This is a genomic window from Burkholderia sp. JKS000303 (genome assembly GCF_002563755.1).
GTDB lineage: Bacteria > Pseudomonadota > Gammaproteobacteria > Burkholderiales > Burkholderiaceae > Burkholderia > Burkholderia anthina_B.
On record NZ_PDBZ01000003.1, the window covers coordinates 1020450 to 1037462 of the forward strand.

Annotated in this window: 12 protein-coding genes; 8 read left to right on the forward strand and 4 right to left on the reverse strand. The window is 68.4% G+C overall.

The genetic code is table 11. From position 1 onward, the window contains the following. Positions 1-27: 27 nt before the first annotated feature. From BX604_RS32585 to BX604_RS32595, 3 genes are all read right to left on the reverse strand, one after another. Positions 28-1959, reverse strand: a complete 1932-nt coding sequence (locus BX604_RS32585) for a sigma-54-dependent Fis family transcriptional regulator (protein WP_098554894.1) — start codon at positions 1957-1959, stop codon at positions 28-30. 234 nt (positions 1960-2193) lie between these two features. Continuing rightward, positions 2194-2514 carry a high-potential iron-sulfur protein gene (locus tag BX604_RS32590; RefSeq protein ID WP_098554895.1) on the reverse strand — a complete coding sequence of 107 codons (321 nt, stop codon included), beginning with the start codon at positions 2512-2514 and terminating at the stop codon, positions 2194-2196. Between the two features lie 112 nt (positions 2515-2626). Then, on the reverse strand, positions 2627-4120 hold the full coding sequence (locus BX604_RS32595; protein ID WP_098554896.1) for an aldehyde dehydrogenase family protein: 1494 nt from the start codon (positions 4118-4120) through the stop codon (positions 2627-2629). Between the two features lie 447 nt (positions 4121-4567). Here BX604_RS32595 and peaA point away from each other — a divergent pair, with 447 nt between their 5' ends. The 8 genes from peaA to BX604_RS32635 all read left to right on the forward strand — a co-directional run bounded on the left by peaA (position 4568) and on the right by BX604_RS32635 (position 15504). Continuing rightward, complete coding sequence (gene peaA, locus BX604_RS32600) at positions 4568-6175, forward strand: quinohemoprotein amine dehydrogenase subunit alpha (protein ID WP_098554897.1); 1608 nt, start codon at positions 4568-4570, stop codon at positions 6173-6175. Between the two features lie 71 nt (positions 6176-6246). Further along, positions 6247-7677: a quinohemoprotein amine dehydrogenase maturation protein gene (gene peaB, locus BX604_RS32605; RefSeq protein WP_098554898.1), complete on the forward strand. Its 1431-nt coding sequence runs from the start codon at positions 6247-6249 to the stop codon at positions 7675-7677. A gap of 1 nt (position 7678) precedes the next feature. Beyond that, positions 7679-8002, forward strand: coding sequence for a quinohemoprotein amine dehydrogenase subunit gamma (qhpC, locus tag BX604_RS32610; RefSeq protein ID WP_098554899.1), 324 nt, complete (start codon positions 7679-7681; stop codon positions 8000-8002). Positions 8003-8030: 28 nt separating this feature from the next. After that, positions 8031-9149 carry a quinohemoprotein amine dehydrogenase subunit beta gene (peaD, locus tag BX604_RS32615; protein WP_098554900.1) on the forward strand — a complete coding sequence of 373 codons (1119 nt, stop codon included), beginning with the start codon at positions 8031-8033 and terminating at the stop codon, positions 9147-9149. A gap of 46 nt (positions 9150-9195) precedes the next feature. After that, positions 9196-10914, forward strand: a complete 1719-nt coding sequence (locus tag BX604_RS32620) for an AMP-binding protein (protein WP_098554901.1) — start codon at positions 9196-9198, stop codon at positions 10912-10914. Between the two features lie 473 nt (positions 10915-11387). Beyond that, positions 11388-13619, forward strand: a complete 2232-nt coding sequence (locus tag BX604_RS32625; RefSeq protein ID WP_098554902.1) for a TonB-dependent siderophore receptor — start codon at positions 11388-11390, stop codon at positions 13617-13619. A 59-nt stretch (positions 13620-13678) separates the two neighbouring features. After that, complete coding sequence (pnuC, locus tag BX604_RS32630) at positions 13679-14290, forward strand: nicotinamide riboside transporter PnuC (RefSeq protein ID WP_059531890.1); 612 nt, start codon at positions 13679-13681, stop codon at positions 14288-14290. 23 nt (positions 14291-14313) lie between these two features. Then, entirely contained in the window at positions 14314-15504 is a 1191-nt protein-coding gene (locus tag BX604_RS32635) for a phosphotransferase enzyme family protein (protein ID WP_098554903.1), read from the forward strand. A gap of 120 nt (positions 15505-15624) precedes the next feature. Here BX604_RS32635 and BX604_RS32640 read toward each other — a convergent pair whose 3' ends face one another. Beyond that, on the reverse strand, positions 15625-16920 hold the full coding sequence (locus BX604_RS32640) for an O-acetylhomoserine aminocarboxypropyltransferase/cysteine synthase family protein (protein WP_098554904.1): 1296 nt from the start codon (positions 16918-16920) through the stop codon (positions 15625-15627). Between the last annotated feature and the right edge of the window lie 93 nt (positions 16921-17013).

Genomic DNA, 17013 nt, shown 5'->3' on the forward strand with positions numbered 1-17013 from the left:
AGGCGGCGGACGAACGCGCGCGCCCCCTCATGACTGCAGCCGCTTGAGCCGGCGATACAGCGTGGCGCGGCTGATCCCGAGCGTCTGCGCGGCGGCCGCGACGTTGCCGTCGTGACGCGCGAGCGATTCGCGGATCAGGTCGTCCTCGTGACGGCGGATCAGCCCGAACGACGCATCGGGCGACGGGCACACGCCGTCGATGAAGCCGTCGCACAGATGATCGAGGCCGAGCACGTCGTCGTGCTGGTCGCGCACCGCAAGCGCCGTGCGCAGCACCATCTCGAGCTGGCGGATGTTGCCGGGCCAGCGATGCTGGCGGAACACCTCGGCGAGTTCCGCGTTGATGCTCACGTGCGGCGCGCCGAGCCGCGCGAGCAGCGCGGTGACGATCAGGTCGACGTCGTCGCGCTCGCGCAGCGCGGGCAGCAGCACGTTGACGCCGTGAATCCGGTAGTACAGATCTTCGCGGAAGCTTTTGTCGCGCACCATCGTCTGCAGGTCGCGGTGCGTCGCGCAGATCACCGCGATGTCGATGGCCTGTTCTTCGCCCGCGCCGAGCGGCGCGACCTTGCGTTCCTGCAGCACGCGCAGCAGACGTGCCTGCAGGTGCAGCGGCATGTCGCCGATTTCGTCGAGAAACAGCGTGCCGCCGTGTGCCTGCATCAGCCGGCCCGTCATTCCGCCCTTGCGTGCGCCCGTGAAGGCGCCGTCGCGATAGCCGAACAGCTCCGACTCGATCAGCCCTTCCGGAATCGACGCGCAGTTCACCGCGATGAACGGCTTGCCGGTGCGCAGGCTCGCATCGTGCAGCGCGCGTGCGACGACTTCCTTGCCGGTGCCGGTTTCACCCTGCACGAGCACGGGCAGCCCGTTGTTGAGTCCTTGCCGCGCCATCGTCAGCGCGCGCAACAGCCGCGGCTGGCGGCCGGCGAGGGCCGTGAGCGCCTGGGTGCCGGCATCGTCCCGGGCAATGCTGGCAGGGCGCGCTGCGTGTTCGCGTACGGCCGGCACGGCCATCGTGCGCGGCAGGCGCAGCGCCTTGCAGTGGAACGCGGCGTCGACGCCCTCGATGCGCAGCATCCCGCCTTGTTCGGCGAAGGCGACGAACGACGGCGTGCGCGCGAGCGACGCGCTTTCGCAGTGGCGGCCGACGAGTGCGTCGCGCGCGGCGCCGAGCAACTCGCACGCCAGTGCGTTCGCGGCGACGATGCGCCCGTCTTCCGACACGGCGAGCACACCGCTCCAGCTGGAACCGAGATACGTGCGGCGCGGATGAAAGACGAGCACGACGTGCTCGGGGAAGTACGCGTCGAACAGGCGCGTCTCGATGTGCGTGGCCGCCGTGCTCATCAGCATCGACATTCCGTCGAGCGTGAGCGGCAGCTCGCCTTCGCGCGTGAGGTCGAGCACGCCGATCGGGTTGCCGTGCGGATCGCACAGCGGCAGCGAGCGGCACGAGAAGCGGCTCAGCTGGCCGAGGAAATGTTCGCCGCTGTCGATCGCGACCGCACTGCCTTCGACGAGCGCGGTGCCGAGCGCGTTGGTGCCGCGCAGCGATTCGCACCAGCTCGCGCCGGCGCGGATGTCGCCGATGCCGAGTGCGGCGAGCTGGCTCGCGTCGCCATCGACCGACAGGATCGTTGCGCGCGCATCGGCCAGCAGGATCATGCCGTCGCGTCCGCAACGCTCGGCGAGGAATTCGAGTTCGGGTGCGGCCGCGTCGAGCAGCAGGCGGTTCGCATCGCGCAGCTCGTCGAGATTGCAGAATTCATGCAGGTTCAGCCGCGCTTCGTCGTCCCAGCGCACGCCGTGGTCGAGGCTGCGCCGCCATGACTGGTCGATTTCGATGCGCAGGCAGCCTTGCGGCAGCACGCCGTCGGAACGGAGTCGTTCGCGAATCAGGCGGGTTGCCTGCAGCCGGTCCGGAAGTCGTTGGCCGGAAGGGAAGTAGTCTTGCACGTTGCCCCTCCTCAGGAGAATGTCGGGCCGTCCGATCCGGCGCGGCCGCACGCAAAAAGGCCCGCCGAGTCTGGCATAAGCCCGGGCATAAATCCATCCGGTCAAAAACCTAAGACCCAGGCGGGACGGGGCGGGGCGGGCGATCCGGCCTCGCGGGCGGACGGTCTTCGGCGAGCGCGACGGGGCGGCGTGCATGGCGGGCAGGGGGGCGGATTCCGCGGGGGGCGGCGGCGTTCAGGTCCGCGGGTTGTACGCGTTGCACCAGCCGCCGTTCGCGACCCGTTTTCCACCGAACAGCGGGCACGGTGCGTCTGGGTCGGCGGCCTTGCCCTGGTACAGGCTGCAGCGGCCGCAGTCCTGGCCGGGTGCGTAGCGTGCGAATGCGGCGCGGTCCACGTGCGCCGCGTTGCTGCGATAACCGAGCGCTTTCGCGGCCGGATCGGCTTCGTCGAGCAGCGCCGGCGCGGCGCAGGCGGCGCGCGGCAGCGCGGCGGCCGACAGCAGGCCGGCGGCAGCGATCATGAAGGTACGGCGGGAAGCGGGGCGGGGCGGCATCGGGTGTCTCGTTGTCGTTATAGATGGGGAAAAGCGCAGAAGCATGCGGGGCAACATGCGCGCCGCGCGACCTCGTCGCGCAGCGCAAGCGTGACGCACGTCGGCGACGCGATCACACGTTCATCAGCACCGACTTCAACTCCGTGTAGTGCTCGATCGCGGCCGCGCCCATCTCGCGGCCGAAGCCCGACATCCGGTAGCCGCCGAACGGCAGCGCGGGGTCGAGCGCGCTGTGGCAGTTGACCCACACCGAGCCTGAGCGGATCTTCGGGATCATCCGGTGCGCGGCCGACAGGTTGTTGGTCCAGATGCTCGCGCCGAGCCCGTAACGCGTGTCGTTTGCGAGACGGATCGCATCGTCGAGCGTGTCGAACGGCATCGCGACCAGCACCGGGCCGAAGATTTCCTCCTGCACGAGCGGGCCTTTCTGGTCGACGTCGACGAGCACGGTCGGCTTCACGAAGTATCCGGGGCCGTATGCTTCGCCGCCGCACGCGAGCTGCGCGCCGAGTTCGCGACCGCGCTCGATGTAGCCGGCCACGCGCTTTTGCTGCTTCGCCGAGATCAGCGGGCCCATGTCGACCGACGGATCGAGCGCATTGCCGAGCTTCATGTTGCTCGCGATGCCCGCGATGTCGCCCACCACGCGATCGAAGTGCTTGCGCTGCACGTACAGGCGCGAACCCGCGCAGCACACCTGGCCGTGATTGAAGAAGATCGCGGTGGCCGCACCGGCGGCCGCGACGGCCGGGTCCGCATCGTCGAACACGATCGTCGGCGACTTGCCGCCGAGTTCGAGCGTCACGCGCGTCATCGATTCCATCGCGGCCTTGCCGATCAGCTTGCCGACTTCGGTAGAGCCGGTGAAGGTGAGCTTGTCGACGTCGGGGTGGTGCGCGAGCGCCGCGCCCGCTTCGACGCCGGTGCCGGTGACGACGTTGAACACGCCAGCCGGATAACCGGCTTCCTGCACGAGTTCCGCGAGCCGCAGCGCGGTGAGCGGCGTTTCGTCGGCGGGTTTCAGCACCATCGTGCAACCCGTCGCGAGCGCGGGGCCGAGCTTCCAGCACGCGAGCAGCAGCGGGAAATTCCACGCGACGATCGCGCCGACCACGCCGACGGCCTCGCGCCGGATGAAGCCGTGGAACTGGCTGTCGGGCATCAGCGGCATCGACACGTCGACGGTCGAGCCCTCGATCTTGGTCGCCCAGCCGGCCATGTAGCGCAGGAAGTCGATCGCGAGTTGCACGTCCATCACTCGGGCGATCTGCGCGCTCTTGCCGTTGTTCACGCATTCGAGTTCGGCGAGCTGCTGCGCGTCGCGCTCGAGCAGATCCGCGAGACGCCACAGCAGGTTCTGCCGTTCGCGCGGCCGCATGCGGCTCCACGCGGAATCGTCGAACGCCTGGCGCGCCGCGCGCACCGCGTGGTCGACGTCGGCCGCGCCGGACGCCGGCACACGGCACAGTTCGGCGCCGGTCGCGGGGTTGTGGACGGCCAGGGTGGCGCCGCTTTCGGCGCTGCGCCACGTCTCGCCGATCAGCATCGACGGCGTGCGTGCGATGAACGACTGGGTTTGCGGAAGTAACGACAACGTTGCCTGCATGAAAGCTCCTCGCTCATCGGGGTTCGGGTGCCGAGGCGAAAAGCAGCTTCCGTACCAGTGGCCGCGGCACCGCCTGCCCGCTCGCTGCGTACGCCATGCGGCGCGGGGCGCACGGCGTGCGTGCCGACGATGCTGCGCATGATCGGCCGTGCGCGGCGTTCGCGGTACGGCGTCTCAATTTGAGAATTCGCATGCAACGTGAGACGCGACATGCGGCACGCGCACGGCCGGCCGACGTGATGCAGCGGCCGCGAAGGCACGCGAATGCCGATTTGGCGCGTCGGTTTGAATCGGGATTTTCCCGAGCGTTCGGCGACAAAAGCGCGTGTTTTCCTTGTGGCAAACCCGGATCGGGCGATTGGCACGGCCTGTGCTTGAAGAGCATGAGACAAGCGCCGCAGCGCTGCATGCCGGACGATTCGAGACCCCACGTAAAGGAGCAGAGCCTTGTTCAAGACTTTCATTCGACGCAGCAGACCGCCCCGCGCGGCCGCGGCCGTCGTGGCCGCCGGTGCGCTCGCACTGGCCTCGGGCGCCGTGCAGGCGCAGGCCCAGGCACCGCGCGATGCTCACGCGATCCTGAGCCAGACATGCGCGGCCTGCCACGCGGCCGAGTCGAAGGATTCGTGGAGCCGCATCAGCCACCAGCGCAAGACGCCGGAAGGCTGGCTGATGACGATCGCGCGGATGCAGACGATGCACGGCCTCACGATCAGCGACGACGAGCGCCGCATCCTCGTGAAGTACCTGTCGGATACGCAGGGCCTCGCGCCGTCGGAGACGAAGGATTTCCGCTATGCGCCCGAGCGCCGCCTGAACACGCAGGAGATCGTCAACAACGAGGAATTCAAGCAGATGTGCGCGCGCTGCCACTCGGCCGCGCGTCCGCTGCTGCAGCGCCGCCCGGTCGCCGAATGGGACAAGCTCGTGAACTTCCACCTCGGGCAGTGGCCGTCGATCGAGTATTCGGCGATGGGCCGCGACCGCGACTGGTTCAAGATCGCGCTGACCGAGATGGCGCCGATGCTCGCGAAGGACTATCCGTACGACAGCAAGGCGTGGACCGACTGGAAGCGGCATCACCCGCCCGCGACCGCGCTCGCCGGCACGTGGAGCTTCGGCGGCCACATGCCGGGCAAGGGCGACGCGTACGGCACGATGACCGTGAAGGGCGGCGCGGGCGACCGCTTCGACGTCGAGCTGAAGGGCCGCTTCGCGGACGGCAGCCCGCTCGCGGGCACCGGCACCGCGGTGCTCTATACCGGCTACGAGTGGCGCGCGAGCGTCAAGGTTGGCGACACGACGATGCGTCAGGTGCTGATGGCGAGCGACGGCACGCTGCACGGCCGGATGTTCGACGATGCGCACGACGAGCGCGGCCTCGACTTCAACGCGGCGAAGCTTGGCAACGCGCAGATCGTCGCCGTGCAGCCGGCCTATGTGAAGGCGGGCGGCGAGACCGACGTGACGATTGTCGGCGCGAACCTGCAGGGCACGCCCGCGTTCGGCGCAGGCGTGACCGTCGCATCGGTGCTCGAACGCACGCCGGAATATGTGCGAGTACGCGTGAAGGCCGCCGACGGCAGCGCGGCCGGCGCGCGCCGCGTGAGCGTCGGTGCGGCGCACGCGGATGGTTTCGCGGTCTATCGCGAGATCCGCGACGTGAAGGTCGAACCCGACTTCGCGGTCGCGCGCATCGGCGGCAACGGCGGATCGACGCCGAAGGTCGAAGGGCGTTTCGACGCGGTGGCATGGGGCGTCGATGCTGCGGGCAAGCCGTTCCGCATCGGCGTCGTGCCCGCGCAATGGTCGGTCGCGCCGTTCGACGATCAGTCGAAGCGCGATCGCGACACGCAGTTCGCCGGCGCGATGCAGGCGTCGACGGGCATCTTCACGCCGGGCAACGCGGGCCCGAACCCCGCGCGCCGGATGGGCACCAACAACACGGGCAACCTGAACGTCGTCGCGACCGTGACGGACGGTTCGCGCACGGTGACGGGCACCGGGCACATGATCGTCGCGGTGCAGCGCTGGAACAATCCGCCGCTGCCCTGACCGGTCCGCATGCCTGTGCGCCGGGCCGCCGTGCGGCCCGGTCCGAATCCGACGAATGCAAGGAGAATCCGATGAGCGCCCTGCTGAACGTGGTCGAACGTAACGTGCACGAAGTGCGCGTCGACGACGAGCGCCTGATGTTCCATGTGCCGAGCAGTTCGCTGTTCGCGGCCGATCGCGTGACGGCCGACATCATCGACGCGCTGCGCGCGAGCAGCTGCACGGCCGACGAATTGTTCGCGCGGCTGGCCGGCCGCTCGCCGCACGGCGAACTCGCCGAGACGCTCGGCGAGCTGATGGCCCTCGAGGTCGTCAGCGACGGCTCGCCGCTCACGCCCGAGATCGCGGTGAAGCGCGTCGAGCGCACCGCGATCGACACGGTCGTGCTGAACGTGAACACCGGCTGCAACCTGAGCTGTACGTACTGCTACAAGGAAGACCTCGACACGCCGTCCGCCGGGCGGCGGATGGACATCGACACCGCGAAGGCGTCGGTCGAGATGCTGCTGAAGGAGTCGCCCGACCTGCCGCGCTACACGGTCGTGTTCTTTGGCGGCGAACCGCTCAGCAACCGCAAGCTGATCGAGTGCATGGTCGAGTATTGCGAGCTGCGCTTCGGCGCGCTCGGCAAGCAGGTCGAGTTCGTGATGACGACCAACGCGACGCTGCTGACCGAGGACATCATCGACTGGCTCAACGCGCATCGCTTCGGGCTGTCGATCAGCATCGACGGGCCGCGCTCGATCCACGACCTGAACCGCCGCACCGTCGGCGGCGCGGGCACCTACGACGTCGTGCGCCGCAAGGTCGAGATGCTGCTCAAGCGCTACCGCAGTCGCCCGGTCGGCGCGCGCGTGACGCTCACGAGCGGCGTGACCGACATCGAAGGCATCTGGGATCACCTGTTCAACGAGCTGGGTTTCGCGGAAGTCGGCTTCGCGCCGGTTACGTCGGGGCAGCTCGACACGTTCAACCTGCAACCCGACGAACTCGCGCAGGTGTTCGCGAACATGAAGGCGCTCGGCCGCCGTTACCTGGCCGCCGCGCTCGAGAACCGCAACATCGGCTTCTCGAACCTGCATCAACTGATCACCGACCTGCACGAAGGGCACAAGAAGTCGTTGCCGTGCGGCGCGGGGCTCAAGATGCTCGCGGTCGATCACAAGGGCGACCTGAACCTGTGCCACCGCTTCACGGGCTCGACGCTGCCGACCTTCGGCAACGTGCATGAAGGCGTCGCGCAGGCGGAACTCAACGACTTCCTGTCGCAACGCCTCGATCGCAGCGGAACCGGCTGCGAAACCTGCCGCATCCGCAACCTGTGCTCGGGCGGTTGCTATCACGAGAGCTACGCGCGCTACGGCGACCCCGCGCATCCGACCTACCACTACTGCGAGCTGATGCGCGACTGGATCGATTTCGGTATCGAGGTCTACAGCCGGATCATCGCCGGCAACCCGGCGTTCATCGACAACCACATCACTCCGCGCAAGGCGAACTGACATGAAACATCTGAAGCCGCTCAACAACAAGGCGAGAAAGCTCGAGGAGGCCGCGCAGCAGGATCGCCTCGAGGAAGTCGTGGCGATGACGTCCGTCGCGGGCTGCACGTCGACGACCGATCCCGGCTGGGAAACGGACGTGTTCGGCGGGGTCGCGTCGCTGTGCCAGCCGATGGAAGCCGACCTGTACGGCTGCTCCGATCCATGCTGGTGGCCCGCGCAGGTGCCCGACATGATGAGCACCTATCCCGACTGGAACAAGCATGCGACCGATTCCGGCACGGACTGGCGCCAGCTCGGCAGCGTGTTCCCCAAAGACAAGTGATCCACCCGGCACCGATCAAGGATTCTCCATGCGATTCACGACACCCCTGAGCCGCGCGCTCCTCGCCGCCGCGCTCGCATCGGCCGCGTCGCTGTCGGCCGCGGCCGACGCGCCGCTGCAGGCCGGACACGAATACCTCGCCGTCACGAACTATCCGAACAACCTGACGGTGATCGACACGGGCACCGACAGCATCGCGAAGACCTGCACGCTGCCCGACGCGTTCGGCCCCGGCACGATCCAGATCAGCCCGGACCACTCGCGCGCGTACGTGCTGAACAATCACTACGGCGACCTGTACGGCGTCGATCTCGATTCGTGCAAGACCGTGTTCCATGCGGATCTCGCGGAAGCCGGCAACGAGCGTGCGCGCGCGATGTTCTCGATCGGGCTGAGCCCGGACGGCAAGGAGATCTACAGCGTCGTCAATCCGACGAAGCTGAACCGCGACAGCTACGAAGTGGAGTCGCCGCGCCTGCAGGTGTACCGCACCGACGGCGGGCTCGACGCGAAGCCGGTGCGCACGTTCCCGGCGCCGCGCCAGACGACGATGCTGCAGGCGGCCGACGACGGGTCGCTGTTCATCGTCGGCGCGGACATCTACCGGATGAACGCGCAGACCGGCAAGTACGACGTCGCGGTGCCGCTGCGCAACTGGAAGCGGCCGCTGCACGGCCAGCCGGACGTGCTGTACGTGTGGCCGCAACAGCGTCCGCAGCACACGCTCAACCTGCTCTACACGGCCGACCGCTTCAAGGACGAGAAGAAGGATCCGGCGTCCGCGCAGACGATGTACGGCTACGTCGACATCGACCTGAAGACGGGCAACGCGACGGTCAAGGATTTCGCGCCGGTCACCGAGGTGTACTTCACGGGCGGGCTGTCGCCGAAGGATCCGAACGCGATGTACGGCGTGCTGAACCGGCTCGCGAAGTACGACGTGAAGAACGAGAAGCTGGTGGAAGCCGCGCCGCTCGATCATTCGTATTACTGCCTGTCGTTCAACCGCGAGGGCAGCAAGCTCTACCTCGCGGGCACCTTCAACACCGTCGCGGTGTACGACGCCGACACGCTGAAGAAGCTGAAGGACATTCGCGTGCCGGGCGGCGACATGGCGATCACGACCGCGCAGATCTTTACACGATGACGCGCGCGCCGGCCTGCGGGCCGGCGCCGCCGATCAGGAGACACACATGACCACCGCCATCGCCACCGGCGTGCCGTGCGACGGCCTGTCGATCGTGCGGGGCCGCACCGACGTGCCGCTGTCGGACGCGCCCGTCGCCGCGCTGTTGCGCGACACCGCCGCGCGCTTTCCGGCGCGGCCGGCCGTCGTGTTCCGCGAGCAGGGCATTCGCTGGGACTGGCGCACGTTCGCGCACGAGATCGACGTGCTCGCGGCGGGCCTCGCCGCGCTCGGTATCGAAACAGGCGACCGCGTCGGCATCTGGTCGCCGAATCGCGTCGAATGGCTGCTCGCGCAGTTCGCGACCGCGCGCATTGGCGCGATCCTCGTCAACATCAATCCGGCCTACCGGCTCGCGGAACTCGACTATGCGCTGAACAAGGTCGGCTGCCGCGCGCTGATCGCGGCCGAGCAGTTCAAGTCGTCGAAGTACCTGGAGATGCTGCAGGCGCTGGCGCCGGAACTCGCGCATTGCGCGCCGGGCGACCTGCATGCGGCGCGGCTGCCCGCGCTGCGCATCGTGATCCGGATGGGCGACGACCCTACGCCGGGCATGCTGCGCTATGCGGACGTCGTCGCGCGCGGCCGCGAGACGCTCGACGTCGCGGCGCTCGATGCGATCGGCGCGACGCTCGCGGCCACCGATCCGATCAACATCCAGTTCACGAGCGGCACGACCGGCAGCCCGAAGGGCGCGACGCTCACGCACCGCAACGTCGTCAACAATGCGCGCTTCATCGCGATGGCGATGCGGTTCAGCGAGCAGGATACGCTGTGCATCCCGGTGCCGCTGTACCACTGCTTCGGGATGGTGCTGGCCGTGCTCGCATGTGTGTCGACCGGCGCCGCGATGGTGTTCCCCGGCGAGGCGTTCGATCCGGTCGCGACGCTCGCGGCCGTGGCCGATGAACGCTGCACCGCGCTGCACGGCGTGCCGACGATGTTCATCGCTGAACTCGATCATCCGGCGTTTCCGACCTTCGACCTGTCGACGCTGCGCACCGGCATCATGGCCGGCTCGCCGTGCCCGATCGAGACGATGAAGCGCGTCGTGTCGCAGATGCACCTGTCGGAAATCACGATCGCGTACGGGATGACGGAGACGAGCCCCGTGTCGTTCCAGAGCTCGACCGACGATCCGCTGGAGAAGCGCACGACCACGGTCGGGCGCGTGCAGCGGCATCTGGACGTGAAGATCGTCGATCCGGACGGGCGCATCGTGCCGGTCGGTGCGACGGGCGAGCTGTGCACGAAAGGCTATTCGGTGATGCTCGGCTACTGGGACGACGACGCGAAAACACAGGAAACGATCGTCGACGGCTGGATGCACACGGGCGACCTCGCGACGCTCGATGCGGACGGCTACTGCAACATCGTTGGCCGGCTGAAGGACATGGTGATCCGCGGCGGCGAGAACATCTATCCGCGCGAGATCGAGGAATTCCTGTTCCGGCATCCGAAGATCCAGAGCGTGCAGGTGTTCGGCGTGCCCGACGCGAAGTACGGCGAGGAGCTGTGCGCGTGGATCGTGCTGCGCGCGGACGAGCAGATGGCCGAGGACGACGTGCGCGCGTTCTGCCATGGCCAGATCGCGCACTACAAGATCCCGAAGTACGTCTGTTTCGTCGACGAACTGCCGATGACGGTGACGGGCAAGGTGCAGAAGTTCGTGATGCGCCAGCAGATGATCGACACCTGGGGGCTGAAAGCCACCGATACCGCGTAGTGGTCCAGCGGCGGCGGCCATGCCGCCCGCCGCGTTCGTCCGCCGGGCGGTTTTCCCTGCCGCCGCGCCCGCCCGGGGTAAAATGCGCGCCACGCCGCGATGCCGCGCGCGCCGGGCCTGCCGCCGTTCCGACGAACGGCGCACCGCCGCGCCGCGCGCCCGCACCGGGGCGTTCGAAGCGTCCCCCGCAAGACAAGCCGCGCGATGCAGCCGGCCCGCCCGACAGGCACCCGACGAACGAATCGGCGGCCGCGTCGGTGCCCGGCGCGTCATCCGGATCCGATGTCCCATCCTGCGCTTTCCTGAACGATCGGCTCGCATGCGGCCGCATCGTCCGATTCGTCTGATGAATATCGTGTCGACGCGCGCCTGGCGATTCGCCGGGCCCGTCGCGGATTCGCTCGCGGGATCGCGCTTCGCAGCTTCGTAACGTGTTTCGACAGGGTCGAGTGGCGAGTTTTCCATCCAGAACAATGACGGTAAATAGAACAACAGCGTCGCCCGCACGGCGGCGGCGCGCGCAGGTCGGGCTTGGCGTCGGTCTCGGCATCACGCTTTTCGCGGCACAGGCCGCCGCGGCACCGGGAGACGCCCCCGCGCCGGACGCCGATGTGTCGGGCAGCGCGACGCTGCCGGCGATCACGGTCAGCGGCGAGCGCGGCAGCGCGTTTCGCGCGCGCAACGCATCGGTCGCAGGGCTCGACGACACGCCGCTGCGCGACACGCCGGCGTCCGTCAGCGTCGTCACGCGCGCGCAGCTCGACGACCAGCAGGCCAAGCGCCTGAGCGACGTGGTGCGCAACGACGCGTCGGTCGTCAACGACTATGCGCCGGTCGGCTACTACGAAGGCTTCGCGATCCGCGGCTTCCCCGTCGATCTCGCGAGCGCGATCCGGATCGACGGGCTCACCGTGTCCGGCGAGCAGAACGTGCCGCTGGAGAACAAGGAGCGCGTCGAGATCCTGAAGGGGCTGGCAGGCATCGACAGCGGCGTGGTCGCGCCGGGCGGCGTGATCAACTTCGTGACGAAGCGCTCGGCGAACGTCGCGAGCGTGACGACCGGCGTCGACAGCCGCGGCTCGACGTCGGCCGCCGTCGATCTCGGCCGCCGCTTCGGCCCGGACAACCAGTTCGGGTTCCGGATCAACGCGGCGAAGGAGAACATGCACTCGTACGTCGACGGCACGAACGGACGACGCACGTTCGGCTCGATCGCCGCCGACTGGGATATCAGCCCGCGCGCGAGCCTGCAGCTCAACGCGGAATTCCAGCAGTGGATCCAGCGCTCCGCACCGGGCTATCAGCTGCTCGGCGGCACCGTCGTGCCGTCCGTCAACACGACGTCGAAGGCGCTCGGCACGCAGCCATGGGCCAAGCCCGTGACGACCGACGCGCTGAACCTGAACGCGCGGTTCGACTACCAGTTCAACGACGACTGGAAGGCGTACATCGCCGCGGGCCGCAGCCGCACGATGATCGACGACAACAGCGCGTTCCCGTACGGGTGCTCGTACGCGCCGAGCTGCGCGGCCGGCGCGACGTCGCCGTTCTTCTTCGGCGCGAACGGCGACTACGACGTGTACGACTTCCGCAGCCCCGGCGAATACCGCCGCAACGACGACCTGCGCGCGGTGACGACGGGCAAGTTCGCGACCGGCCCGCTGCAGCACGAGCTGACGCTCGGCGTGAGCGTGCAGCGCCGCGTCGTGCACATGGCCGACGCCGTGTACGACTACGTCGGCAGCGAGAACGTGTACGGGCCGGACGTCACGTTCGCGCCGTCGCCGAATACGGCCGGGCCGTCGTATCCGCAACTCGACGCGTGGCAGTACGGCGTGTTCGGGCTCGATCGCATCAGCATCGGCGAGCACTGGCAGGTGCTCGCGGGCGGCAAGGAAGTGCTGCTGCGCCAGCGCAGCTGGGACAGCCTCGACGGCGACGCGACGCACACGGACCGCTCGGTGTTCCTGCCGCAGGTCGCGCTGGTCTACAAGCCGGTGAACGTGCTGTCGCTGTACGCGTCGTACAGCAAGGCGCTGTCGCTCGGCGACCAGGCGCCGGTGCGCGCGACCAACGCGTACGCGTTCCTGCCGCCCGTCGAATCGCACCAGTTCGAGCTCGGCGCGAAATACGACTGGCTCGACCGGCTGAGCCTCACGGCCGCCGTGTTCTCGATCAGCAAGCCGTTCCAGTTCGCCGATCCCGATGCGTCGGGCACGAGCTACACGTTCGTGCAACGCGGCACGGAGCGGCACCAGGGGATCGAGCTTGGCGCGGCCGGCCGGCTCACCGAGAGGCTGTCGCTGACGGCCAGCGTCGCGGCGATTCGTGCGCGCGCATACGATTCGGGTTCGCCGGCGTACGAAGGGCACCAGGTCATCAACGTGCCGGCGCTGCGCGCGTCGCTGTACGCGGATTACGCAATGCCGGGCGTCGCGGGCCTGAACCTGCTCGGCGGCGTCGAGTACAGCGCGGCGCGCAACGCGAACGAAGAGGGCACCGCGCGCGTGCCGTCGTGGTTCGTGTTCAATCTCGGCGCGCGCTATACGACGAAGATCGGCGGCCATCGCACGGTGCTGCGCGTGTCGGTGGACAACCTCTTCAACAAGTTCTACTGGCGCGACGCGGGCGAGCAGCAGGGCGACGCGTACCTGTTCCCGGGCGCGCCGCGCACCGCGCGCGTGTCGTTGACCTATGATTTCTGATCGTCCGGATCCGGCCGCGTGATGCGCGGCCCCGGCAGCCAACCAGGAGAACACAGACGATGTCCCCACTCGAAATCGCCGGCGTGATCGTCAGCGCACTCGCGATCTGGCTGACCGCGAAGCGGCGCATGCTGTGCTGGCCGGTCGGGCTCGCGTCGGTCGCGCTGTACGGCTGGATCTTCTTCGACGCGAAGCTGTATTCGGACATGCTGCTGCAAGGCGCGTTCGCGGTGCTGCAGGTGTACGGCTGGCGGCGCTGGATCGCGCAGCGCACGCTCGAGGCGAGCGGCGGCGCGGCGCCGGCGGGCGACGTCGCGCCCGTCACCGGCGTGCGGCCGCGCCAGATGCTGCCCGACCTGATCGCGGCCGTGGTCGGCAGCGCGCTGCTCGGCGGGATGATGGCGCGCTGGACCGATGCGGCGCTGCCGTTCGTCGATGCGTCGCTGACGGCGTTCAGCCTCGTCGCGCAATACTGGACCGCGCGCCGCTACATCGCGTCGTGGGGGCTGTGGATCGTCGTGAACGTCGTGTACGTCGGGATGTTCGTGTTCAAGGAACTGTATCTGACGGCCGGACTCTATGCGCTGTTCATCGCGCTCGCCGTCATCGGCTGGCGCGACTGGAGCCGGACGGCCGACGCGCTGCGCGCGACGGCGAGCCCGGCGGGCTGATTCACTACGGAGCAAGGTCGTTCATGTCATTTCCTCTCGAGCTGGACGGGCCGCTGTCGCGGGACGTCGCACCGCCGCAGTTCGGCGTCGACGGCGAGCAGGCCGAACGCGACTGGCCGTTGATGACGCACGACGAGGTCGCGGCGTTGCTTGCGCGGATCGACGGCGCCGGTGAACCGGTGCGGCTGACGTGGCACAGTCCGCGGCAGTTCGCAGCGGCCGTACTGGTGCAGATGGCGGACGGGCGCGGGCTGTTCGTCAAGCGTCATCACGTGAGCCTGCGCGACGTCGAGGGGCTCGAGGAAGAGCATCGTTTCATCGCGCATCTGCGCACGCGCGGCATACCCGTGGCGGACGTGCTGGCCGATTGCAACGGCGCGACGGCCTTTGCGTCCGGCGACTGGACTTACGAGGTGCACGTGCGGGCGCCCGGCGTCGACCCGTATCGCGGCGTGATGTCGTGGCAGCCGTTCACGCATGCGTCGCACGCGTATTCGGCCGGCCGCGCGCTGGCCGAACTGCACCGCGCATCGGCCGGCTACGACGCGCCGGCCCGGCCCGTGCGCACGCTGCTGTCGAGTTTTCGCGTGCTGTCGTCGACCGACCTGGCGCTCGCGCTCGAACGCTGGGTCACGGCGCAACCGTTGCTCGTCAAGGCGCTCGGTACGCGCGACTGGCGTGGCGATGTCGCGAACGTCATCGGCCCGTACCACGCACGCCTCGTGCCGCTGCTGCCTGCGTTGCCGCCGCTGTGGACGCACGGCGACTGGCATGCGTCGAATCTGTTGTGGACCGATGCCGGGCCCGGCGCGGAGGTGCGGACCGTGCTCGACTTCGGTTTGTCGGATCGTACCTGCGCGGTGATGGATGTTGCGCTTGCGATCGAGCGCAACACGGTCGACTGGATGGCGCCGGCCGATGCGCGCCGCGTCGAGTACGAACACATCGCCGCGCTGCTCGACGGCTACGAGTCGCTCGAACCGTTGAACGACGCTGCGTATGCGGCGCTGGTCGCGCTGCTGCCGATCGCGCATACGGAGTTCGCGCTGTCGGAAGTCGCGTATTTCGGCTGTATCGTCAACGCGCCCGATATCGTCGACGTTGCGTACGACGGTTATCTGATCGGGCATGCGCAATGGTTCGGCGAACGCGACGGGCGGCAACTGCTCGACTGGCTGGTGCAACGCCGGCGCGAGAAGCAGGGCGGCGCCTGACGGGCGTTTGCGAATTCCCCGTACACTTTCTGCCGCGACGCGCGGCAACCCCTCGCATCGGAGGGAATGCCGCCGTTCGATGCGGGGCGCAGCCGGGCGGCGGCGCCCGCCCGCTTCGGGTCACACCTGCGCGAGCGCCTGGTCGAGATCGGCGAGCAGGTCGTCGATATGCTCGATGCCGATCGACAGCCGCACCGTTTCCTCCTTCACGCCGGCCTTCGCGAGTTCGGCCGGCGACAACTGCCGGTGCGTCGTCGATGCCGGGTGCGTCGCGAGCGATTTCGTGTCGCCGATGTTCACGAGCCGCGTGAACAGCTTCAGCGCGTCCTGGAACTTCGCGCCGCCGTCGCGGCCGCCCTTCACGCCGAACGTCAGGATGCCCGGCGCGCGGCCCGACAGGTAGCGCGCGACGAGCGGATGGTCCGGATGATCGGGCAGCCCCGCGTAGTTCACCCACTCGACGTTTTCATGGCGCGCGAGATGCTGCGCGATCCTCAGCGCGTTGTCGGTAATGCGTTCGACGCGCAGCGCGAGCGTCTCGATGCCCTGCAGGATCTGGAACGCGTTGAACGGCGAGATCGCCGCGCCCATGTTGCGCAGCGGCACCACGCGTGCGCGGCCGATATATGCGGCCGGCCCGAACGCTTCGGTGTAGACGACGCCGTGATAGCTGACGTCCGGCTCGTTGAGCCGCTTGAAGCGGTCAGCGTGCTGCGCCCACGGGAACTTGCCCGAATCGACGATCGCGCCGCCGAGGCTCGTGCCGTGGCCGCCGAGATATTTCGTCAGCGAGTGCACGACGATGTCCGCGCCGTGCTCGAACGGGCGCAGCAGGTACGGCGACGGCACCGTGTTGTCGACGATCAGCGGGATCCCGTGGCGATGCGCGATGTCGGCGAGCGCGGCGATGTCGGTCACGTTGCCGAGCGGGTTGCCGACCGATTCCGCGAAGATCGCCTTCGTGCGTGCGTCGATCAGCGGCTCGAACGACGCGGGGTCGCGCGGATCGCCGAAGCGTGTCGTGATCCCGTATTGCGGCAGCGTGTGCGCGAACAGGTTGTAGGTGCCGCCGTACAGCGAGCTTGCCGACACGATGTTGTCGCCCGCTTCCGCGATCGTCTGGATCGCATACGTGACGGCCGACTGGCCCGACGCGAGCGCGAGCGCGCCGATGCCGCCCTCGAGCGCGGCGATCCGCTGCTCGAGCACGTCCGTCGTCGGGTTCATGATCCGCGTGTAGATGTTGCCCTGGACCTTCAGGTCGAACAGGTCCGCGCCGTGCTGGGTGTCGTCGAATGCGTACGCAACGGTCTGGTAGATCGGCACCGCCACCGCGCGCGTGGTCGGGTCGGGGCGATAGCCGCCGTGCACGGCGATGGTTTCGAGGCGCCAGTTCGAAGAGGCCTGATCGGTCATGGGTGCTCCGTCTGTTGTTGTGATCGTCGAGCGATTATAGGAGCACGCGCGCCGCTGCTCTTAGAACGAATGGTTTGTTGCTTATGGGTTGGC